The following is a 23,493-nucleotide window of genomic DNA, read 5'->3' on the forward strand; positions in this document are numbered from 1 at the left end:
GACGTGACGCTATTTAAGGTCTATGCAAGAGCTCTGCGCTATCTTGGCGCCTACAAGCTGCGCGTATCCCTGGTCGTTGTCGCAAACATTGTTCTTGCGACGATCACCATCGCGGAGCCGATCCTGTTCGGTCGTATCATCGATGCGATTTCGGGCAAGGGTGAGGTCAAGCCCATCCTCTTCATGTGGGCGACTTTCGCCGTCTTCAACACCATTGCCTTCGTCCTGGTGGCCCGCGAGGCCGACCGGTTGGCCCATGGCCGGCGGGCGACGCTGTTGACGGAAGCCTTCGGCCGCATCATTTCCATGCCGCTCGGCTGGCACCATCAGCGCGGCACCTCCAACGCGCTGCATACATTGCTGCGCGCCTGCGAAACGCTGTTCGGCCTCTGGCTGGAATTCATGCGCAACCACCTGTCGACGGTTATCGCGCTTGCCCTTCTGATACCGACCGCAATGGCGATGGACATGCGCCTTTCCGCCGTGCTCATGGTGCTTGCCATCGCCTACTGGCTGATCGGCCGCGTCGTCATGAGCCGCACCAAGGACGGTCAGGCTTCGGTCGAGAACCATTATCACACCGTCTTTTCGCATGTCAGCGACTCGATCAGCAACGTTTCGGTCCTGCACAGCTATAACCGCATCGAGGCCGAAACCAGGGCGCTGAAATCCTTTGCCGACCGTCTGCTCGAAGCCCAGTATCCGGTGCTCGACTGGTGGGCGATCGCCAGCGCACTGAACCGCATGGCGTCGACCATCGCGATGATGGTGGTCCTGATCATCGGCACTATGCTCGTCCAGGCCGGCCAGCTGCGCGTCGGCGACGTCATCGCCTTCATCGGCTTTGCCAACCTGTTGATCGGCCGTCTCGACCTGATGCGCCAGTTCGCCACGCAGATTTTCGAGGCCCGTTCCAAGCTTGAGGAATTCTATGCGCTGGAAGACTCGGTGCGTGAACGTGAAGAGCCTGCCGGCAACGGCGAGATCAAGGACGTTAAGGGTGCGATCGAATTCCGCGACGTCTCCTTCGGTTTCGGCAACAGCTCGCAAGGTCTGCATAACGTCTCCTTCTCGGTGAAGGCAGGCCAGACGGTCGCGATCGTCGGCCCGACCGGCGCCGGCAAGACGACGCTCGTCAACCTACTGCAGCGTGTCTACGATGCCCAGGGCGGCAAGATTCTCGTCGATGGCACCGATATCACCAAGGTGACCCGCAAGTCGCTGCGTCGCCACATCGCCACCGTCTTCCAGGATGCGGGCCTGCTGAACCGTTCGATCAGCGACAATATCCGCCTTGGCCGCGAGGGCGCCAGCGAGGAAGACATGCGCCGTGCGGCCGAAGCCGCCGCCGCCGCCGACTTCATCGAGACGCGTGAGGATCGCTACGATACGCATGTCGGCGAACGCGGCAACAAGCTCTCCGGCGGCGAGCGCCAGCGCATCGCGATTGCCCGCGCCATCCTCAAGGACGCGCCAATCCTGGTGCTCGACGAGGCGACCTCGGCGCTCGACGTCGAAACCGAAAACCGCGTCAAGGCCGCAATCGACAATCTGCGCCAGAACCGCACCACCTTCATCATCGCCCACCGCCTGTCGACGGTCCGCGAAGCCGATATGGTGCTCTTCCTGGATGACGGCCGCGTCGTCGAACAGGGCAGCTTCGACGAACTCAGCCACAGCAACGGCCGCTTCGCTGCCCTGTTGCGCGCCAGCGGCATCCTGACGGACGAAGAGGTCCGCAAGGCCCATACCACCGAAGCCGCCTGATCGGTTCGGGTTTCAAGATAAAGGCCGGAAGGGTAACTCCTTCCGGCCTTTTTGTTTGCCTGGAACTGAGGATCGATCGGCATTCGGGATTCTCAACTCGGTTGATCACTGATTCATAGGATACCGTGTGCAGCACGAAGGCCTTTGATGGCGTGAAGCGATACGAGTTGAACGAGGCGCAATGGTCGCGAATTGCGCCTTTGTTGCCAGACAAATCCAGTGATCCGGGTCGAACGGGAGTAGACAACCGGACGTTTGTGAACGGGTGTTTGTGATACTGCGCTCGGACGCGCACTGGCAGGACCTGCCGGAGCGCTACGGCAAGTGGAAGACGGTCCACCGCCGGTTCAGTCGCTGATGCCATGCCGGCGTATGGGAGCGGGTCTTTGATGCCCTCACTGCTAACCGGGACAATCGGTACTTAATGATCGACAGCACCATCATGCGTGCCCATCAACAGGCTGCGAGCGGAAAGGAGGGGCCAAGGATCAGGCGCTGGGGCGTTCCAGAGGTGGACTGACGGTCAAGGCCCATATGCCGATCGATACGCTCGGGCGTCCCCTGCTCTTTACCTCGATGGCCGGCCAGGTCGCGACATCACGCAAGCTCAATAACGAGACAGCTCAAGCCATCTGGAGCGATAAAGCCTATGACAGCAATGCCTCGCGCAATGATCTCAAAGATGGAGGCCGAGGCAGTCATAGCCTCAAACCGTTCCCGAAAACCGAGAGACGGTGTCGCGCCCTGCCGGGCATCTCTCCGCCAAACCATGCCGACCTCCCGAGAAATCATCGCGGAAGTGTCAGGCATGTCTCCGAACATCTGTCAGGTATGTATCAAGACCGTACACCTGTGGGGGAGATGCCCGGCAGGGCAGAGGGGGTAACACACGGCACAACATCTCCGCTCCAACCCACACGATTGATCACCCCGCCGATCTTCCCTATCCTTCGCCAGTCAACGGAGCATAGGGAGAAAACCCATGAAGGTCCTGCGCATCGTCGCCAATATCCAGGCAGCGGATATCACCCCGGCCCGGCGCTTCTATCAGGATATCCTCGGTCTTGACGTCATCATGGATCACGGGTGGATCACGACGTTCGGCGCGGCGCGCTCGATGAACGTTCAGCTCAGCATCGCCAGTGAAGGCGGTTCCGGAACGGAGGTGCCCGACCTCTCGATCGAAGTCGATGACCTCGATGCTGCTTTCGCGGCGATGTCGGCCTCAGGCTTCCCGATCGAGTACGGCCCGGCCGACGAGCCTTGGGGCGTCAGGCGCTTTTATGTGCGCGATCCCTTCGGCAAGCTGGTGAACATCCTCGTCCATAAAAATTGAGCCGGCGGCCATCGGCCACCGGCTCCTTCATGTCGGGAAAAATCCGAGCCCTATTTCCGATCGTTCCGGCGATAGGCATTTGCCGTTCCGCCAATGCGGACCGGAACAGGGATGGTGGCGGTATCGGTGACAAGTTTCCCCTTGACCTTGCCCTGCTGGCGTTTGCGCTCGAGATAATAGGCATAGGCGAATTGTATCGCGATCCCTGCAATCACGAAGAGCGGACCGACCAGTTGGTCCTTGTTGGTGATGTAGAGCACCACCTGGCCGATCATGGCGAGGATCGTGCCGGCGACGAAGATGTTCAGCGAATGGCGGCCGAGGATCGTCAGCGGATGGTCCACAGGACGGCGCAGGATACGCGAGAGCGCGGGGATGCTGATAACGAGATAGGTCAGCGCCAGCACATGCAGCAGCCGCGGCAGCGACAGGAAGGTCTTGTCGAAACCGGTGATAACAGTCGGCAGGCCGAGTGCTGCCAGCGAGTTGCCGAAAATCCAGAGATGGCCGGTCACCCAGACGAAGGACAGCACGACGTAACCGGCAGCGGCCGTCAGCAGCAGCGGATGCTGCGGGATCGTGCCGCCGCGCTTGATATGCAGCATCGAGACGATGCCGATCGAAAATAGGAACTGCCAGGAGAGCGGATTGAGGAACCAGTAGCTCTCGATCAGCATGTTGTGCGGCGCCACTTCATAGATGCCCGCAAGCAGCCAGACCGTGGCCGATACGCCGAGCGCCAGCCAAGGGCTGCGCGCATTTAAGAGCAGGATAATAGGCACCATCAGCATCAGCGCGCCGTACATCGGCAGGATATTGTTGTAGCCGATCTGGTGGCCGAGCAGGAGCAGTGCCGGAATGCCTTCCTTTAGGTTCATCAGAACCGCCAGGATATTGATTTCAACCAGCAATCCCGGCCGATGGAACAGCCATGCACCGCAGATGAAGAGCGCCAGCGTCATGAAGGTGGTGATCATATGGGCGAGATAGAGCGTAAAGGCGCGCTTTACCGCCTTGATCGCCACCGTCAGCCGGTTGCCTGGCTGGAAGCGGGACCCATAGGCAAGGCCGACGGCAATGCCCGAGATCAGCACGAAGGCTTCGGCGGCATCGGAGAAACCGAAATTCTTCGTCGTCACATATTCGAAGATCTGTCCGGGAACATGATTGATGAAGATCATGATCAGCGCCACGCCGCGCAAGACGTCGAGCCTCGTGTCACGCACTGGCGCAGCTGCGGATAGGGAACTGCGCCCCGTGACGATGGCTTCGGTCGGCGTGCTTGCCATGGGTTTCTCCTTATTATCCGATTTGCAAACGCGACGACGGCCAAAAGGGTTCCCTTTTGGCCGTCGCGAATCGCCGTGTTTTTCAGCGTGGAGAACGCTGTTATCCGAGCGGATATCCCTCTTCGGGATCGGTGACTTCGCAGCCGTTGATTGACAGAGTGTAGCCGCTGTCATTGGACGCTTTTGAGACCGAAATGCGGTATTTGCCGCCGCCTTGCTCCACCTCTGCCGCAAAACCGTCCCATTCCGACGGGAGCGACGGGCGCACATAGAGCCGGCCGTCCTTCAGCCGGATGCCGAGGATGCCCTCGACGGCGGCACGATAGAGCCAGCCGGCAGACCCGGTATACCAGGTCCAGCCGCCGCGCGACGTATAGGGATCATGGCCGTAGACGTCAGCCGCCACGACATAAGGTTCGACGCGGTATTGCTCCGCTGAAGCCTTGTCGAGCGAGTGGGTGATCGGATTGAGGATCTGGAAACAGCGGAAAGCATCGTCGCCCCGCTTCAGCTCCGCCAGCGCCATCACCACCCAGGTTGCGGCATGGGTATATTGCCCACCATTTTCGCGCACACCCGGCGGATAGGCCTTGATATAGCCGGGATCCCTAGCGGAATTGATGAAAGGTGGCGTGAACAGCCGGATGATCCGGGCATCCTCGTCGACCAGCTGATCGAGCACGGCCTCCATTGCCGTGACGGCGCGGGCCGGATCGCCCTCGCCCGACAGCACGCTCCAGGACTGCGCGATCGAATCGATCCGGCATTCCGGACTTTCCCTGGAGCCCAGCAGTGCACCGTCGTCGAACGTGCCGCGGCGATAGTAGCCGCCATCCCAGGCAGCTGTTTCGAGCGCCTTCTTCAGCTCGGTGAGATGCGCCGACCAGCGCTCTGCCCGGACCGTGTCGCCGCGCTCTTCGGCATAGGGAATGAAGGAGCGCAATGCACCCGCCAGGAACCAGCCGAGCCAGACGCTGGTGCCGCGCCCACCGATGCCGACGCGGTTCATGCCGTCGTTCCAGTCGCCGCCAAGGAATAGCGGCAGGCCGTTTTCCCCCTTGCGGGCAATGGCGAGATCGAGCGCCAGCGCCGCGTGTTCGTAGACGCTCGCCTTGTCCTCGGAAATTTCCGGCTTGTAGAATGAGTCGTGCTGGCCTTCGAGCAGTGCCGGCCCTTCCAGGAAGGCGATCTCCTCGTCGAGCACGTCCTTGTCGCCGGTAACGCTGCAATAGTGATGGATTGCATAGCTGAGCCAGACGACGTCGTCCGAGATCAGCGTGCGCACGCCGGCACCCGTTCCCGGCAGCCACCAATGCTGGACATCGCCTTCGCGGAATTGCCGCGAAGCGGCATTCAGGATCTGCCGGCGGGCAAGCGAGGGTTCGTGCAACACGAAGGCCAGCGTGTCCTGCAGCTGATCGCGGAAGCCGAAGGCTCCGCTTGCCTGGTAGAAGGCGGTGCGCGCCATGATGCGGCAGCCGAGGCTCTGATAAGGCAGCCAGGTATTGACGAGATTGTTCATCCCGCGATCCGGCGTCGATATCTGCAGCCTGCCGGTGAAGTCCCGCCAGAAGGCGCGGTTCGCCTCGACGGCATCGTCGAACGAAGCCTTGCGCATATCGGCGATAACAGTGCGCGCTTCTTCTTCCGTCGGCGTATCGCCGAGGAAGAATGTGAAGTCGCGCTCCTCGCCGGCGCCGAGCTCAATGTCGATTGCAAGCGCCGCGGCCGGATCACCGTCGAGTTCTGTCGCGCCGGAAAGGGCGGCGGCGGAAGTGACGGCCTGCGGTGCCTGGATCGTCCCCGCCTTGCCGATGAATTCGCGCCGGCTTGCCGAGAAACTCGAAAGCGTCTCGCTCGCCGCGAAGAAGGCGGTGCGGTTGGAAAAATCGATGCTGTAGGGATTGGTGGCAAACAGCGCCCCCGTTTCCTCATCATGGCTCGAGAGGATGAAAGGCACCGTGCGTCCCGGATTGCTGCCGAGGATCCATTCGACATAACCGTAGAGACGCAGCTTGCGGCTGGTCGAACCTGTGTTGCGCAGACGCAGGCGTTGCAGTTTCACCGGCTTTTCGCGGTCGATCGTCTGCGTCAGCTCGAGCGCGATATCGTGCTGAACGCTGGAGAAGACGGAATAACCGAGCCCGTGGCGGGCTTCGAAACGAATGTCCGGCCGGCGGGAAAGCGCCGCGAACGGCGTCATGACGGCACCACTGTCCAGATCGGTGAGATAGAACGCCTCGCCCGAACGGTTGACCACTGCATCGTTCGACCAGGAGGTCAGCTGATAGTCGCGCGAATTGACGCTCCAGGTGAAGCCCGAGCCCTCGGCCGACACGTGGAAGCCGAAGCTGTCGTTGGAAATGACATTGATCCAGGGCTGCGGCGTCGCGTGACCTCCGGGCAGCCGAACGACATATTCGCGTCCGTCGCGGGCAAAGCCGCCAATGCCGTTCCAGAAGTCGAGATCGCCTTCCTCCTCGATGACGACGGCGGGCACGACAGGCGGCGGCACCGGCGCAACGCGCTTGACAGGGGCCTTGTTGCGCTCGGCCCGCTCCATCTCCTGCAACTCCTCCTTGGAGGGTGCAAACAGCGCGACGGCGCGGTTGATCTGGTCGACCACCTTGCCGTTCTTGGTGTGCAGCGTGACGCGGGAAGCCGCGATCAGCGCATGATAGGTGGCTTCCTCCATCAGGTCCTTGCGAACCGCAAAGATATGCTGGCGCAACCCGTCGGCCTGGCCCATGCGGCGCACGTTTTCGCACATGGCGTCGAGCGCATGCTGCATATCTTGCGCATAGGACGAAGCGCGTTCGTTCATGATCACCAGATCGGCGGTGACGCCGCGCGAACGCAGATATTCCTGCGCCAGCAGCGCCTCGCGGGCGATGTCGAGATCCATGTCGTCGTTGATGCGCAGCGTGAAGATCGGGAAGTCGCCGGAGATTGCCAGCGGCCAGAGCGCTGATTGCGACTGCAGGCCGGCCTCGACGGTCGCCTCGTCCTTGCGCAGCTGCATGTCGGGATAGACGAGGTAGCGTCCGAGATGCTGGAAGGCCGCCGCCTGCTGGGAGGTGACGCCGACATGGCGCATCTGCACCTGCGTGCGTGTCCAGGCCTGGACGAGCTCGTGGGTGAAGGCATCGGGATGACGGTAGCGATTAACCGCCTTGTCGACTTCCTCGCGGCTTGGCGCCGCAATCGTCCAGAAGATCACGCTGACTTTCTTGCCGGCCGGTACGCGGACGGTGCGGCGCAGCGACATCACGGCATCAAGCATGAAGCCGTCGCTGCCGGAAAGCGTGGCACCCGGATCGAAGGCCGCCGCATCGGCAAGACTGCGGCCACGGCCGATGAACTTGCGCCGGTCGGTCTCGAATTCGGTATGGCGGGTGTCGCCGGCATTGTCGACGATCAGATGCGCGATGCTGATGTTCGGATCGTTCGGATCGCGCTTGTTGCGTTCGGCGCGGATGACGTCGCCGCGCTTGCCGATCTCTGTCTTGACGAACATGCGGGCGAATGCCGGATGCGCATTGTCGGTATCGTCGGAGGTGATCACCGGTTCGAGATAGGAGGTGACCTCGATGAAACGGTCTTCCGTGCCCATGTTGAGCAGGGTGACGCGGCGGGCCTCGGCATCATGCTCGGTCGCGACGATGCACTCCACCTCGCTTGTGAGGTCGCCGACCATCTTGGTGAACTGCGCCTTCTCGTCGGCGAATTCGACCTTGATCTTTTCGCCTTCGACGCCCTTCGGCTCTGATGTCGCCGACCACCATTCATTGGTGGCGGTATCGCGCAGGAAGATGAAACTGCCCCAGCGGTCTTCAGTCGGATCAGGCTTCCAACGGGAAACGGAAAGATTGTTCCAGCGGGAATAACCGGCGCCCGTCGCCGTCAGCATCACCGAATAATGACCGTTCGACAGGAACACGAGTTCGCGGTCTCGGGAAGCCGGATCACTGATCTTCCTGAGCTCCGGCCGTAGGAGATCGTCCTGGATGCTGGCGGGCGTGTCGGACTCGTGCTTGCCGCTCATGACGGGAATGTCGCGCGGCGCCTTTTCCTGCAGCAGCAGTTCCGCCGCCTCGATGACGGGATCAGCGTGAAAGAGCTCGCGCAGATGACCGTTGAAGGCGACGTTGGCGACCGCCGCGATCGACATGCCGTGATGGTGGGCATAATAATTGTAGACCACCGCGCATTTCTTGCCTTCCGGCACGCGCGTCGGCGTGAAGTCGACGGCGTCGTGGAAGCCGAACTTGCCGAGTGCACCGACCTTGCGCAGCCTCTGCAGGTTTTCCAGCGCGGCCGGCGGGTCGTACTGGGCGGCGAGCAGCGAGGCGTAGGGCGCGATGACGGCGTTGTGGCCGAGACCGCGCTTCAGGCCGAGCGTCGGCACGCCGAAATTCGTGTACTGATAGTTGAGGTTATGGTCGCGGGCATTGAAGGCCGCTTCCGAAATGCCCCACGGAATACCGAGCTTGCGGGCGTAGTTCATCTGCTCGACGACGACCAGATTGTTCGTCTGGTTGAGAATCCCCCCACCGCGCTCCTGCATGACGAGCGGCGGCATCAGATATTCGAACATCGAGCCGGACCAGGAAACCAGCGCGCCGCGCGACCCCACAGGCACGACCTGACGGCCGAGGCGGTACCAGTGTTCCGTCGGCAGATCGCCCTTGGCGATGCCGAAGAGGCTGGTCAGGCGGCATTCCGAAGCGAGAAGGTCATAGCAGGCCTGGTCGAGTTCACCGCTTTCGACGCGATAGCCGATCGACAGCAGACGCCGCTCTGGCCGGAACAGGAAGCCGAAATCCATCGAGAAGGCGAGATCGCGCGCCTTGTCGCGCAGCGCCACCAGCCGCGGCCTCAGCGCATCGACCTTGGAAAGATCGAAGGTGCTGTCGGAAATATGCGCCTCGCAGACCTTCACCAGCGATGCCGCCCACAAGGTGACCTCTTCGCTCTGCTTCGACTTGACCTCATGGTCGAGATTGGCGGCGAGCTTCTCGATGTCACGCGCGAGAACGGCGAGGTTGATGATGCGGATGGAGGCGAATTCGTGCTCGCGCTTGACGGCGGCAAGCGCGTTCTGGAAACCGACAATGCGCTCCTCCAGGCGTCGGCGCAGCGGGCGCACGGTCTTGCGATCGTCGGGCAGGTCCGCCAGCACTTCGCCGAGAATGCCGGCCGTGTCGCCAACGCCGTCGAGATTGCCCTGCATATGAGCGGACGGCGCCTCGGCCCAGTTGCGGCAGGCCGATGAAATGGCGATCAGATGGCCGGCGAGATTGCCGCTGTCGACGGCCGAGACATAACGAGGACCAAGCGTCTGCAGCGTATCGGTGTGGTACCAGTTGAACAGGTGACCGCGGAATTTCTCCATTTTGTCGATCGTCGCGATCGTCTGCTCCAGCCGCTCGAGCGTCTCCTCGAAGGAGAACCAGCCGAAATGCCGGCCGGAGACGACGGAAAGCAGATAAACGCCGATATTGGTCGGCGAGGTGCGCGCCGCAACGATCACATGCGGCGTTTCCTGGATATTGTCCGGCGGCAGATAGTTCTGCTCGGCCGTCGTGAAGGTCTCGAAATAGCGCCAGGTGCGCCGGGCGATCTTGCGCAGTTCGCTCGACACGGAATCGGCAACCTCGAGCCGGTCCTCGGTCTCCGCCGACTGGCTGACATACCAGGCGACAACCGGCGATAATATCCACAGCAGCGCGAAGGGAATGCCGACGAGGAAGGCGTTGTCGCCGGGAAGGGCTGCGAAACCGAGTGCCAGCAGAGCCAGCGCCGGTGCATGCCACATCGCCTTGTAGTAGGAGATCAACGTGCCCTGGCCGCCGGCCTGAACGCTGGCGGCGGTCCGCCATTGCAGCATCAGCTTGCGGCTGACGAACAGGCGGTAGAGCGAACGGCCGATCGCATCCGCCATCATGCAAGCCGAATCGGCGATGAAGACGATGCGCAGCGCAACCTGCGCATTGGCGGCCGTGATATCGGCCCAGACCGTATAGAGATGAGCGCGGGCAATGATATCGCTGGTGCGCGGGATGATGCCGTTGATGAGCGACAGTGTCGGCGCGACGAAGAGGCAGAAGATCAGCAGAATCTGCCAGATGAGCGCGCCGAGCGGCCCCATGAAATACCATCCGAGCACCGAGGCGAAGAACCAGGCGATCGGCGTCAGCGAGCGGCGCAGATTGTCGAACATCTTCCAGCGGCCGAGTGCCGTGACGCCGTATTTCGGATTGAACATGTAGGGGAGAAGCTGCCAGTCGCCACGCGCCCAGCGATGCTGGCGCGAGGTTTCCACCTCATAGCGGATCGGGAAATCCTCCACCAGTTCGAGATCTGTGACGAGCGCGCAACGCGCCATCGAACCTTCGAGAAGATCGTGGCTGAGCACGGAGTTCTCGTCGATCCGGCCCTTCAGCGACGCTTCGAAGGCATCGACATGGTAAAGGCCCTTGCCGGTGAAGGTGCCTTCGCCGGCGAGATCCTGATAGACGTCGGAAACGGTGAAGACATAAGGATCGAGGCCGCGGTTGATCGAAAAGACGCGCTGGAAGACCGACGCGTCCTTGCCCGTCGTCAGCGACGGGGTGACACGCGGCTGCAGCACGCCATAGCCACTTTCGACGCGGCCGGTTTTCGGGTTGATGACCGGGCGGTTGATCGGATGATAGAGCTTGCCGACGAGCTTGGTGACGGCATCGCGCATCAGGCGCGTATCGGCATCGAGCGTCATGACATATTGCACATTGGCCGGCACGGTATTGGCGCCCGGCAGGTAGGTCGTGTCGCGGTCGCCGCGCAGAAGCATGTTCAGCTCATGCAGCTTGCCGCGCTTGCGTTCCCAGCCCATCCAGACGCCTTCCGAGGGATTGTAGAGGCGGCGGCGATGCAACAGATAGAAACGCGTCTTGCCGTCATAGGCATAACGAGCGGAGAGATTGGCGATTTCGCGCCTGGCATAATCGAGAACCTCGAGATCGGCAGGCGTTTCCTCGACGTCGCTGTCTGGCCAGTCGCTCAGCATCGCGAAGTAGATCTCGCCGCGCGGATTGGCGAGGTAATGGACCTCGAGATTGCGCACGTGGTCGTCGACGCTGTCGCGGTTCGAGATCAGGCAGGGCACGACGAGCAGCGTGCGCGCATCTTCCGGAATGCCTTCCTTGAACTCGTAACCGACGAGGCGCGCCGGCGTCACGAAGAAGGACAGCAAGGTGTTGAAGAGGCCTGTCGCCCCTTCCGACGCCGGCACCGAGAACATGATCAGCAGCATGGCGATTTCGACCGCACCCATGCCGGCATTCGCCATGAACTTGCCGACGATCGCCATGGCGATAACCGTCAGCAGCATGACGGGCACGGCAATCGCCAGCCAGTTGAACCGGCGCACAGCGCGCACGAAATGCTGGGTGACCGTCGGGCGATAATTCGCCCGCGCCTCGAGCTTCGGCCGCTGCGCGCCCGACAGGAAGCCGCCGACATTCGGTTCATGCGGCTGCGGCTCGTCGGAGGCCTTGGCGGCATCGGTCATGTCGAGCGCCAGCTGGGCGATTTCCATTTCCGACAGCGGCGAGCGCTTGGCCAGCTTCTCGATCTGCTTGCGATATTTGTTGCGCGAGCCGGAATCGAGGATGCCGTAATCCGAATGCTCCCAGAGCAGCTTGTCGACATGGCTGACCTGCTCGACCCAGACCGACCATTCGGCATCATCGATCTCGCGAAGGCTGCGGATGATGTTGCCCATCGTCACGTTGCCGGAAGAGAGCCGGCTGTGTTCGGCCGTGGTCGCCTCTTCGGTGTTGCGGCCGAGCTCTTCCAACCGCTCGTCAAGCCAGGTGATCGCCAGGCTCGACGTCTGCGAGCCGTCGCGCAAGCGATAGAGGAACTGCGTCGAGAAGGTATTGTCCTCGGCAAGCGGTTCCAGCGTCTTCAGATAGGCGGCCGCCCCGGCCGGATCGGTCAGGCGCACCAATTCGTCGGCCGCCTCGTTGGCGCGGCGGCGCAGCCGGCGGCTGGCTTCGACGCGGCTCGAAATACGGCGAAGGTTTTCCACGAGCACGTAGCGCACGAGAGAGGGCAACGCCCAGAGTTCGCCGATCCTCAGCGTCTCGCTGGCCTGGAAGCCGTCGACCAGCGCCGTCAGACTTTCCTGCGAGATCGTGCTGTGGGTATGGGCGACATAGAGCCAGGCAAGTACGAGGGTGCGCGGCACCTCGACGCCGCCGACGACCATGGTCGGCAATTCGCGATAGAAGCGTCGGGGGAAGTCGCGCCGCACCTCCTGGATCGCCTCTTCGACGATATAGTGATTATCCAGCAGCCATTCTGCCGCCGGCGTGATCGTCTCGCCGGCCTCGACGTCGGTCGCCGTGGTCCGGTAGACGCGCAGGATTTCCTTCTCGTTTTCCTTATGGCGCGCAAAGAAATCGAAGGGGGCGAAAGCCGGCAGCTGGTCGACGCCGTTGCGGGCGACCGCATCGCCCATCGCCTTGATGTCCTCGATCGACAGATAGGTCGAACGGATCGAACCGTTGTGATCGATCTGCTTCATATCGGGTTCGCGCGGAAGGCTCGGAGAAAGATGAGAAATAGACATGGGTTCGGTTCTGGATCCAAACGAAGTTATGGCTGTTTTGCTCAGCCTTTTGCACTGCTTATCATGACTGCTACATGAACGGGGCCCTATTCTTCAAAGATCGATGAAGCCGGGGTGAACGACACTCGGGCCAAGCAATACAAACGGGCTACGCCCTGTTCAGGACGTGACCCGACGGGATCAAGACCATCGATACCCTCTGCGCGAAAGCCATGTCGAAAATTTGGACACCCTCGGGAAAATTCAAGTCAAGAGGCATGCGCCGCGGCCCGGCGAGCTTGTCTGGGCGGTGGAAATGACGAAAATGCCGGCACCTGGTTCCGACAAGGCAAGAGCTCTTCGATTTCAGAAAAACGAAAGACGCATGAGCGCCTGACCATGCGCGGTTTGGACGGCTTGTGACCCACGCCGCTTCCGTTTGAGATCAAGATCGCTCGGGTGTTTTGGATGGCGTGAAAAAAAGTACGGAAGAATGATGGGGATCGGAATGCCGATCGCCATGCCAAAATGCCTCTCGTGACCATTCTCCCTTTGACATTCGAGTGCCAGGAGAATGCCGAGACAAATTAAATGTTCCGAAATTCAATAAAGGCGGAAACCGCCGCAGCGCCGGCATCTGCCGACGCTTGCTCAGGCCGGATTATCCGACGACGCCGCAAACCATGGCTACGACGAACAGGAATGCTGCAGTGAAGATCGCGCCGTGGAGCATCGTCTGAAGCCTGTGGCGTGTGGTAAGCGGCTTCTTGGTCGGTACGGAACCATACTGGTTCCCGTGAGCATGCGAAATACCCAGATCTGCCATATGTCGCCTCCGTTGTTCTCGTGCGGCCGGTTGTGCGGCTCGCGTTTATATTCTTACTTTCTCTATCAAGTAAGTAGAGATAAATTTCCGTCTAGAGCGAGCGGAAGAGAAAATTCAACCAGCCCTTTTAGCAGAGCGTGCGCCATGCCCAGATCAACGAGCGCTCGACGGCGTTCTCGTTCTGCGACGGGTTGGAGGAAGTCTCGATCAGCCGACGGTCCTTTTCCGCAGGAATGGATGCCGAAATCTGTTCCCGGCGATCGGCTCGAACAGGAGGATCGAGGTAACCCATGGTCATCCCACCGAGAAAGAACATGCATCAACCTCCATCGATCACGAAAGCTAACAATCGTTAACGGGATCATGACAGAAGCGAGGCAGCTGTCAATAGTCTAGCTGAATGGTCGTCTTTTAGGGAAGCATTATCCTTAACACCGCTGCCGGTCTTTTCTTTTCAACGGTTTGAAAAGATTGACTTTCAGGCTTTGACGAAACCCTTGCTCGCGATCATCAAATTTCTCGTATATTCCTCGTGAACCGCGCCTTGCGCCAGTTCTTGCGAGCTCAGCCGCTCGACGACGGCGCCGTTGCGCATCACGGCGAGCCTTTCACACATATGGGTGACGACCCCGAGATCATGGCTGACCATCACGAAGGTGAGCTTGCGGTCGCGTCGGATCTCTTCCAGCAGGTTCAGCACCTCGGCCTGCACCGAGGCGTCGAGCGCCGATGTCGGCTCGTCGAGCAGCAGGATCGACGGTTCCACGATCAGCGCCCGAGCGATCGCCACGCGCTGGCGCTGGCCGCCGGAGAGCTGATGCGGGTAGCGGAAACGGAAACCATTGCCGAGGCCGACCTCGTCCAGCGCGCGGGCGATCCGCTTCTCGCTGTCGGCGATGCCGTGGATCGCAAGCGGTTCGAGCAGAAGCCGATCGATCGTCTGGCGCGGATGCAGCGAACCATAAGGATCCTGGAAGACCATTTGCACGCGTCGATAGAAGACTTTGCTGCGCTTCGAACCCTTCAGCGCCTCACCGTCGATGTTGATCGCGCCGCCGCTGATCGGCGCAAGTCCGGCAACGGCCCGCAGCAAGGTCGATTTTCCCGAGCCGGACTCGCCGACGAGACCAAAGGATTCGCCGCGTTCGACAGTAATGCTGACATCCTTCAGCGCATGAAAATGGTCGTAAACGACGCTGAGATCGTCGATCTCGAGAGCTGCGCTCATGCCGCCCACTCCGGCTTGCGGTCGAGCACCGGCAAAGGATGACGGTTCGCGCCGATCTCGGGCATGCAGTTCAGCAGCCCCTGTGTATAGGGATGCTGCGCATGTTTGAGATCGGCCGCCGCCAGCTCCTCGACGACCTTGCCGGCATACATGACGATGACGCGGTCGCAGAAGGAGGAGACCAGCCTCAGATCGTGGGAGACGAAGATCAGCCCCATGCCGCGCTCGGACACCAGCCTGTCCATGATCCGCAGCACATCGAGTTGCACCGTCACGTCAAGCGCCGAGGTCGGCTCGTCGGCAATCAGCAGTTCAGGCCCGGCAATCAGCATCATGGCGATCATCGCACGCTGCCCCATGCCGCCCGAAACCTCGTGCGGATGCAGGTCGAAGACACGTTTCGGATCGCGGATCTGCACCGCTTCCAGCATGGCGAGCGCGCGATCGCGCGCCTCCGCCTTGCCGACCTTCTCATGCGTGCGCAGCGTTTCGCAGATCTGCCGTCCGATCGACATGACGGGATCGAGCGAATATTTCGGATCCTGCAGGATCATGGCGATGCGCTTGCCGCGCAGCCTGCGCCTTTCGCCGGCAGACGCATTGATGAGATCGATGCCGTTGAAATTAAGCCTGTCGGCCGTGACGATACCGTGTTTCGGCGTTAGGCCCATGATCGCCCGTCCGGTCTGCGACTTGCCGGAACCGGATTCGCCGACGATGCCGAGCCTTTCCTTGCCGAGCGTGAAGGAGACGCCGCGCACGGCCTCGATCACGCCGGTGCGCGTGGGGTAGCTGACCTTGAGTTTGTCCACGGTTAGAAGTGTGGTCATTGGCCGCTCTCCTTCGGATCGAGCGCGTCGCGCAGGCCGTCGCCGAGAAGATTGAAGCCGAGGCTGACGATGAGGATGGCGATGCCGGGCATCGCCGCGACCCACCATTGATCGAGGATGAAGCGCCGTCCCGAGGCGATCATCGCACCCCATTCTGGCAGCGGCGGCTGCGCCCCCAGGCCTAGGAAACCGAGACCGGCCGCCGTCAGGATGATGCCCGCCATGTCGAGCGTCACACGCACGATCAGCGAGGAAATGCAGAGCGGCATGACATGCCGCACGATAATGCGAAGCGGCGAGGCGCCCATCAGCCTCACCGCCGAAATATAGTCCGACCGCCGGACCGTCAGCGTCTCGGCGCGCGCAATGCGAGCATAGGGCGGCCACGATGTAATGGCGATGGCGATGATCGCGTTCTGGATGCCGGGACCGAGGGCTGCGACAAAGGCGAGCGCCAGCACCAGCTTCGGAAAGGCGAGGAAGATATCGGTGATGCGCATCAGCGTCGCATCCACCCAGCCTCCGGCATAACCGGAGACCGTGCCGACAATCAGGCCGACCGGCGCGGAGATGACGGCGACGAGCACGACGACGAGCAACGTCAATCGCGATCCGTAGATCAGCCGCGAATAGATATCACGGCCCTGATCATCCGAACCGAGCCAGAATCCCCCCGTGCCGGGCGGCAGCAGCCGAGCATTGCGCAGATCGCCGACAACGGGATTATGCGTGGCGAGCACATCGGCAAAGGCGGCGATGAAAAGCAGCGCCACGATGATCAGCAGGCCGACGACCGCGAGCCTGTTTGCCGTGAACTGCCGCCAGGTGACATAAGTGCGGCCGAGGCGGGCTTGCAGGCGCGATTGCGGCCGGTCGGAAAGCAGCCATTCGCGGCGGCTCATCGGCTGGGATGGGCTGGCGGGAACCGTCATCGGTTTCGCGTCCTCGGGTCGAGCGTCCGGTAGAGAAGATCGGACAGAAGGTTGATGCCGATGAAGACCGTACCGATGACGATCGTGCCGCCGAGTACGGCGTTCATATCGGCGTTCTGCAGCGAATTGGTGATGTAGAGCCCGATGCCCGGCCAGGAAAAGACGGTCTCGGTCAGCACCGATCCTTCGAGCAGGCCGGCATAGGAAAGTGCAATCACGGTGACCAGCGGCACGGCGGCATTGCGCAGCGCATGGCCCCAGATCACCCGCGTTTCCGAAAGCCCCTTGGCCCGCGCGGCGACGATATATTCCTGGGAAAGCTCGTTCAGCATGAAGCTGCGCGTCATGCGGCTGATATAGGCGAGCGAGAAATAGCCGAGCAGCGAGGCAGGCAGGATGATGTGGCGGAAGACATCATAGAAGACGTCCCATTGTCCCTGCCAGGCGCTGTCGAGCAGGTAGAGGCCGGTGATCGGCGTGAACGTATATTCGAAGACGATGTCGATGCGGCCGGGAAAGGCCACCCAGCGCAGTCGCGCATAGAAGATGACGAGCGAGATCAGCGCCAGCCAGAAGATCGGCACCGAATAACCGATGAGGCCGACGACGCGCACCACCTGGTCGACAATGCTGCCGCGGCGCACGGCGGCGAGAACGCCGAGCGGTACGCCGACAACGGCGCCGATGATCGTTCCGAGCGTTGCGAGCTCGATTGTCGCCGGCAGGACACGGCGGATATCGACCATCACAGGATTGGTCGTCAGCACCGAATTGCCGAAGTCACCGGACAGGATGCCTTTGATATAGATGAAGAACTGCTGATAGAGCGGCAGATTGAAGCCCATTTCCTGGCGTACGCGCTCGACGACATGGTTGGGCGCGCGGTCGCCGAGGATGGCGAGCACGGGATCGATCGGCACGACGCGGCCGATGAAAAAGGTGACGGCCAGAAGGCCGAGATAGGTGGTGACGGCGGCAAACAGAAACCGCCCTAACGCCTTTGCAAAGGCCCTAGCACGGCCCTTTCGGGGCCGCGCCTCCTGCGTTGTTTCGACGGTGCTCAAGCGACCAATCCTGCCGGACTATTCCTTGGCGATCGGACCGACGAAATTGGTGTCGAAGCTCGGACCCAGCTTGAAGTCCTTCACGCTCTTGCGGTAGCCGGCCACCTCGGTTTGCTGGAAGATGAAGACGAAGGGGCTGTTTGCCAGATACTTCTTCTGGATGTCCTGATATATGGCGGCGCGCTTGGCAGCGTCGCGTTCCAGAAGTGCTGCCTTGGCTTGCTTGTCGAGCTCCGGCGCTTCCCAGGTGTTGCGCCATGCGAGCGTCTTCACCGTGCCGGCATCGGAATTGTCAGGATTGCCGGTAAAGGTGTCGGCATTGGAATTCGGGTCGAAATAGTCCGAACCCCATTGGCCGATATACATGTCATGGGTACGGGCGCGGTACTTGGTCAGCGTCTGCTTGCCGTCGCCGGGGATGATTTCCATCTTCACGCCGGCCTGCGCCAGCGTCTGCTGCATGGATTCGGCGATACCAGTCACCGGTTGGCTGTTGCGCACGTCCATCGTGATCGAGAAACCGTCGGGTACGCCGGCCTTGGCCAGCAGTTCCTTGGCCTTGGCGACATCGAGCTTGTAGGGATTCTCGTCGAGTGCGCCGAGCTGACCCTTTGGCAGGAAGGTCTGATGGATCTCGCCGATACCCTTGATCAGCGTTGCGCCGATCGCATCGTAATCGACCAGATATTTGAAGGCTTCCTGGACTTCCGGCTTCTTCAGGTTCTCGTTCTTGTTGTTCAGGCTGACATAATAGATCGTGCCCTTCGGCGCACTCGTTGTCGCCAGATCGGCATTCTTCGAAACCGCGTCGATATCGCCCGGCTCGAGATTACGGGCGATATCGATATCACCGGCTTCGAGCGCCAGGCGTTGGGCAGCGCTTTCCTTCATGTAGCGGTAGATGACGCGGTTGAGCTTTGCCTTGTCGCCATAATAATTGTCGTTGCGCTCCAGCACGACGACTTCGTTGGCGCGCCATTCGCGCATCTTATAGGGGCCCGAGCCGGCATAGCCGGTCTTCAGCCATTCATTGCCGAAGTCGTTGTCGTATTTGTGGTCGGCATCGGGCGTCACCGCCTTCACATGCTCCAGCACCAGCTTCTTGTCGACGACGGAAGCGACGGTTGCCGTCAGGCAGTTGAGCACGAAACTCGGTGCATAGGCCTTGTCGACCGTGAAGACGAAGGTGCCGGCATCGGCCGCCTTGGCCTTTTCCGTGACGTTGTCGCCGGTCAGGCCGAACTGGGTGAGGATGAAGGCCGGGCTCTTGTCGAGCTTGACGGCACGCTCGAACGAATAAGCGACGTCTTCGGCGGTGATCGGGTTGCCGGAGGCGAATTTCAGGCCTGACTTCAGCTTGAACGTATAGGTAAGGCCGTCATCGGAAACGCTCCAGCTCTCGGCCAGATCGCCCTTCACCTTGGACGTGTCGTCCATGTCGAGACGGACGAGCAGGCTGTAGCTGTTGGTGGTGATTTCGGCCGTCGAAAGCTCGAAAGCCTCGCCCGGATCCATCGTGATGATGTCGTCGATGGCGAAGCCTTCGACCAGCGTATCCTTCGGCGTCTCGGCAAAGGCCGAGGATGCGGCCATCATCAGCAGTGAAAGCGCAGCTCCCGCGGAAAGCATGCGGAAATTGCGGTTGAGCTTGGTCATCATCATGGTCTGTTCCCCTGTTTTTTGATTGGATACGAAAGGCTTAGGCGTGGTCCTCCCGCCAAGCCTGAGCCAGAATGCGAAGCCAGTTTTCACGGGCAAGTTTTGCCAGGTCGGCGTCAGCATAGCCAACCTCTCTGAGAGCGGCAATCAGCTTCTGATTACCGGCTGCATCACCGATTTCCTCGGGAATGGTGGCCCCGTCGAAGTCCGATCCGAGCGCCACGCAGTCGATGCCGATGCGGTTCACAAGATAGTCGATGTGGCGGATCATGTCGGCAAGCGGCGTATCGCTGTCCGAGCGGCCATCGGCACGCAGCATGGCGGTGGCATAATTGATGCCGACGAGCCCGCGGCTTTCGCGGATCGCATCGAGCTGCCTGTCCGTCAGGTTGCGCGCGACCGGCGTCAGGGCGTGGGCATTGGAATGGCTGGCGACCAGCGGCTGGTCCGTCTTCTTCGCCACGTCCCAGAAACCCTTCTCGGTGATATGGGCAAGGTCGATCAGGATACCGAGACGATTGCATTCCCTGACCAGCGCGAAGCCGGCATCGGTGAGGCCGGGCGCCGTATCCGGCGACATCGGGAAGGCGAAGGGTACGCCGTGACCGAAGACATTGTGCCGGCTCCAGACCGGACCGAGCGACCGCAGCCCTGCCGCATAGAACACCTCCAGCGCCGAGAGATCGGCGCCGATCGCCTCGCAGCCTTCCATATGCATGACGGCGGCGAAAATGTCGTCCGCCATGGCGCCGCGGATATCCTTCACCGTCCGGCAGAGCCGCCAGGCGCCGGCCTGGTCGAGCCGCAGCGCGATCGCCGCCATTTCATTGGCGATGGCAAGCGAAGGCAGCGGATCGAGAGGGGCCGCCATCGGCGTCATATAGCGGCCATCGGCATCCGGATCGGCGAAGACGAGATCGCCTGAAGGAATATAGATGGCGCAGAGACCGCCTGAAAGACCGCCCTCTCTAGCCCGATGCGCATCGATATGGCCGACCGTCGTGCCGTCTGCGAATTCCGCGATCGGGTCGCTGCCATCTTTTGAATGTGTCCAGAGTCGAAGGAGAACGTCGTTGTGACCATCAAATACGAATTGCATCTGTCTTCCTGCGCTGCCCTACTGCATAATTCCTTAAATCAGAATCGATTTAAGAATAAAATTATGCAGCATTCAAAGTGCTACAGCGTCCTTTGCGCGTCTTTTCAGACGCGCGGCGCTGTAGAGGGCGAATGAAGCGGCAGAATAGAAAAGCTGACGGAATTCGCCACCTCTTTTTTCAGAATTCCGTCGATGCTGAAAATGAAACGGGAGCCGAAGCTCCCGTAAAATCATTGCATGCCAGAAATCAGTGCTTGCGGCGTTTCTTCTGTCTGTAGACGTCGATGACGACAGCCGCGACGATGATGAGGCCCTTGACGATCTCCTGGTAATAGGCGTCGATCCTGAGGAACGTGAAGCCCGAGGTCATGACGCCGAGAATGATCGTGCCGATGACGGTGCCGGTGATGCGCCCGACACCGCCGGTGAGCGAGGTGCCGCCGATGACGGTCGCGGCGATCGCGTCGAGTTCATATCCGACACCCATGCTGGCCTGTGCGGTTTCAGCGCGTGCCGCCGTGACGATACCGGCAAGGCCGGCGAGCAATCCGGCAATCACATAGACCTTGACGAGATGCGCCTCGATGTTGATGCCGGAAACGCGCGCGGCCTGCGGGTTCGCGCCGATGGCATAAGTGAACTTTCCATAACGCGTATAGCGCAGCGCAATGTGAAAGATCAGTGCAACGACCAGGAAGACGACAACCGGCCAGGCTTTCGTTCCGATGAAATGAAACTGCTCGGTGATCCCCGAAACCGGCTGTCCCTTCGTATACCACTTCGCGACACCTCTGGCCGAAACGAACATGCCGAGCGTGGCAATGAACGGCGGGATCTTCGTGTAGGCGATGAGCGCGCCGTTCGCGAGACCGGCGGCCGCCCCGATCAGCAGACCAACGACGATCGGCACGAAAGCCGGCAGGTCGGTCAGCGAGGGAAAAACGGCCCGTCCCCAGGTCGAGGACTGGGCAAAGCTCGTTGCGATCATCGCCGTCATGCCGACGACCGAACCCGACGAAAGATCGATGCCGCCGGTGATAATGACCTGCGTGACGCCGACGGCGATAATGCCGATGACGGAGACCTGCAGGATCATGATCGTCAGACGCTGCGAATTCATCAGGAAGCTTTGGCCGATGAACATCCAGCCGAGCACTTCGTAAATGAGCGCGATGCCGACGAGCACAAGGAAAATGCTGAGTTCCGTCGGTATGCGCCGCCGCCTTTGCCGGGTTGCGAGCGGAGCCGCGCCCTCTGCTGCCTTGGTAGTCATGTCAAACCTCCCTTGGGCGATCGCCGTCAACGCATCACTGCGCAGCCAGCTCCATCACCTTGATCTGCGTTGCTTCGTCGCGATTGAGGAAACCGGTCACGCGTCCCTCGTGCATGACCATGATGCGGTCGCTCATCCCGAGAACTTCGGGCATCTCGGACGAGATCATCACCACCGCCACACCATCTCGCGCCATTTCCGTGACCAATCGGTGGATTTCCGCCTTGGCGCCGACATCGATGCCGCGCGTCGGCTCGTCGAGGATGAGAATGCGCGGATTGGTGAGCAGCCAGCGCCCGATCAGCACCTTCTGTTGATTGCCGCCCGAAAGATTTTCCACCCGCTCGTACAGATTGGGCGTTTTGACGCGCAGCTTTTTTGCCATGTCTTCGCAGGTTGCCTCGACTGCGCCCTGCTGTACGAAGCCGCCCCTGACGTATCTGTCCTGCAGAACGGCGATCTGCATGTTCTCGAGAATATCGAGAATCAGCAGGCAACCGGTATCTTTGCGGTCTTCGGTCAGGAACGCCATCCGATTGCGGATGGCCTCGGTCGGCGAAGAAATGGCCGCCGGCTTGCCGTAGAGCTCGATCGAGCCGGAACTTGCCGGCGTCACGCCAAACAGCGTTTCGGCGACATTCGACCGGCCGGAGCCGACCAGGCCGGCCACGCCGAGGATTTCGCCGGCCCTGACCTCGAAGGAGACGTTATTGAAGACGCCCTTGAGACAAAGATCCTTGACGGAAAGCACGACCTCGCCGATCGGCACCTCTTCCTTGGGAAACATCTGGGTGATCTCGCGCCCGACCATCATGCGGATGATGTCGTCGCGTGTGACGTCGGTCGAGGCATGCGTGCCGATATATCGGCCGTCGCGGAAGACGGAGAACTCGTCGGCGATCTCGAAAAGCTCGTTCATCTTGTGGGTGATGTAGACGATGCCGATACCCTGGGCCTTGAGGTCGCGGATGATACGGAAAAGATGCTCGACCTCGCGCTCCGTCAGCGCCGAAGTCGGCTCGTCCATGATCAACACGTCGGAATTATAGGAAACCGCCTTGGCGATCTCGACCATCTGCCGGTTGGCGACCGACAGGAACCGGACCTCGATATCGGGATCGATGGCGATATTGAGCCGAGTAAACAATTCCTCGGTCATGCGGTGCATCACGCCGTGATCGATGAAACCGAGGCGGTTCTTCGGTTCGCGGCGAATCCAGATATTTTCTGCGACCGTCATGAACGGCATCAGGTTCAGCTCCTGATGGATCATGGCAATGCCGTTCTCCAGCGCGTCGAGCGGAGATTTCAGCTGGATCTCGATCCCCTTCAGGCGAATATCGCCCTTGTCCGGCGTGTAGATGCCGGCGAGGATCTTCATCAATGTCGATTTGCCGGCGCCGTTTTCGCCCATCAGCGCATGCACGGTGGCGCGCTTCAGCCGGAACTGCACGTCGTCAAGTGCGACGACTCCAGGAAATTCCTTGCGGACACCCTCGGCGCTCAAGAGATATTCCGCATTCGGGACCGCGCCGCTCGCGCGCACGGCGGCCATGGTTGTCGGGCTGACGGCCATATCATCTCCTCCGGA

General features: G+C 61.0%; 15 protein-coding genes. 2 read left to right on the forward strand and 13 right to left on the reverse strand.

All coding sequences use genetic code 11. The features are described from left to right. The first annotated feature begins 3 nt into the window (after positions 1-3). Positions 4-1,767 (forward strand): glucan ABC transporter ATP-binding protein/ permease, encoded by a 1,764-nt coding sequence (locus tag G9X67_RS29105; protein WP_138331914.1) that lies wholly within the window; start codon positions 4-6, stop codon positions 1,765-1,767. 982 nt (positions 1,768-2,749) lie between these two features. Then, the gene (locus G9X67_RS29115; protein WP_138331916.1) at positions 2,750-3,103 is read left to right on the forward strand and encodes a VOC family protein; all 354 of its coding nucleotides are present in this window, start codon (positions 2,750-2,752) and stop codon (positions 3,101-3,103) included. Positions 3,104-3,153: 50 nt separating this feature from the next. Here G9X67_RS29115 and opgC read toward each other — a convergent pair whose 3' ends face one another. From opgC to G9X67_RS29180, 13 genes are all read right to left on the reverse strand, one after another. Continuing rightward, positions 3,154-4,392 carry an OpgC domain-containing protein gene (opgC, locus tag G9X67_RS29120; protein WP_171600259.1) on the reverse strand — a complete coding sequence of 413 codons (1,239 nt, stop codon included), beginning with the start codon at positions 4,390-4,392 and terminating at the stop codon, positions 3,154-3,156. Positions 4,393-4,492: 100 nt separating this feature from the next. Further along, positions 4,493-13,012, reverse strand: a complete 8,520-nt coding sequence (locus tag G9X67_RS29125) for a glucoamylase family protein (protein ID WP_171600260.1) — start codon at positions 13,010-13,012, stop codon at positions 4,493-4,495. 345 nt (positions 13,013-13,357) lie between these two features. After that, the gene (locus G9X67_RS29130) at positions 13,358-13,513 is read right to left on the reverse strand and encodes a hypothetical protein (RefSeq protein WP_171600261.1); all 156 of its coding nucleotides are present in this window, start codon (positions 13,511-13,513) and stop codon (positions 13,358-13,360) included. 139 nt (positions 13,514-13,652) lie between these two features. Then, complete coding sequence (locus G9X67_RS29135) at positions 13,653-13,817, reverse strand: hypothetical protein (protein ID WP_171600262.1); 165 nt, start codon at positions 13,815-13,817, stop codon at positions 13,653-13,655. A 127-nt stretch (positions 13,818-13,944) separates the two neighbouring features. After that, the gene (locus tag G9X67_RS29140) at positions 13,945-14,133 is read right to left on the reverse strand and encodes a hypothetical protein (RefSeq protein ID WP_020052143.1); all 189 of its coding nucleotides are present in this window, start codon (positions 14,131-14,133) and stop codon (positions 13,945-13,947) included. A 162-nt stretch (positions 14,134-14,295) separates the two neighbouring features. Next, positions 14,296-15,045: an ABC transporter ATP-binding protein gene (locus G9X67_RS29145; RefSeq protein WP_138389381.1), complete on the reverse strand. Its 750-nt coding sequence runs from the start codon at positions 15,043-15,045 to the stop codon at positions 14,296-14,298. After that, on the reverse strand, positions 15,042-15,875 hold the full coding sequence (locus tag G9X67_RS29150) for an ABC transporter ATP-binding protein (protein ID WP_138331920.1): 834 nt from the start codon (positions 15,873-15,875) through the stop codon (positions 15,042-15,044). The genes G9X67_RS29145 and G9X67_RS29150 overlap by 4 nt, the downstream gene beginning before the upstream one ends. Beyond that, entirely contained in the window at positions 15,872-16,807 is a 936-nt protein-coding gene (locus G9X67_RS29155) for an ABC transporter permease (protein ID WP_171600263.1), read from the reverse strand. Before G9X67_RS29155 ends, G9X67_RS29150 begins: the two co-directional genes overlap by 4 nt. Beyond that, positions 16,804-17,871, reverse strand: coding sequence for an ABC transporter permease (locus tag G9X67_RS29160; RefSeq protein WP_138389379.1), 1,068 nt, complete (start codon positions 17,869-17,871; stop codon positions 16,804-16,806). The genes G9X67_RS29155 and G9X67_RS29160 overlap by 4 nt, the downstream gene beginning before the upstream one ends. 18 nt (positions 17,872-17,889) lie before the next feature. Continuing rightward, on the reverse strand, positions 17,890-19,533 hold the full coding sequence (locus G9X67_RS29165; protein ID WP_138389378.1) for an ABC transporter substrate-binding protein: 1,644 nt from the start codon (positions 19,531-19,533) through the stop codon (positions 17,890-17,892). A 37-nt stretch (positions 19,534-19,570) separates the two neighbouring features. Next, complete coding sequence (locus tag G9X67_RS29170) at positions 19,571-20,629, reverse strand: dipeptidase (RefSeq protein ID WP_029874673.1); 1,059 nt, start codon at positions 20,627-20,629, stop codon at positions 19,571-19,573. Between the two features lie 247 nt (positions 20,630-20,876). Further along, positions 20,877-21,902 carry an ABC transporter permease gene (locus G9X67_RS29175; RefSeq protein ID WP_011653996.1) on the reverse strand — a complete coding sequence of 342 codons (1,026 nt, stop codon included), beginning with the start codon at positions 21,900-21,902 and terminating at the stop codon, positions 20,877-20,879. 34 nt (positions 21,903-21,936) lie between these two features. Beyond that, the gene (locus tag G9X67_RS29180) at positions 21,937-23,478 is read right to left on the reverse strand and encodes a sugar ABC transporter ATP-binding protein (protein ID WP_138389377.1); all 1,542 of its coding nucleotides are present in this window, start codon (positions 23,476-23,478) and stop codon (positions 21,937-21,939) included. Positions 23,479-23,493: the final 15 nt, after the last annotated feature.

Origin of the sequence: Rhizobium sp. WYCCWR 11152 (assembly GCF_013087615.1) — a bacterium.
GTDB classification, from domain to species: domain Bacteria; phylum Pseudomonadota; class Alphaproteobacteria; order Rhizobiales; family Rhizobiaceae; genus Rhizobium; species Rhizobium indicum.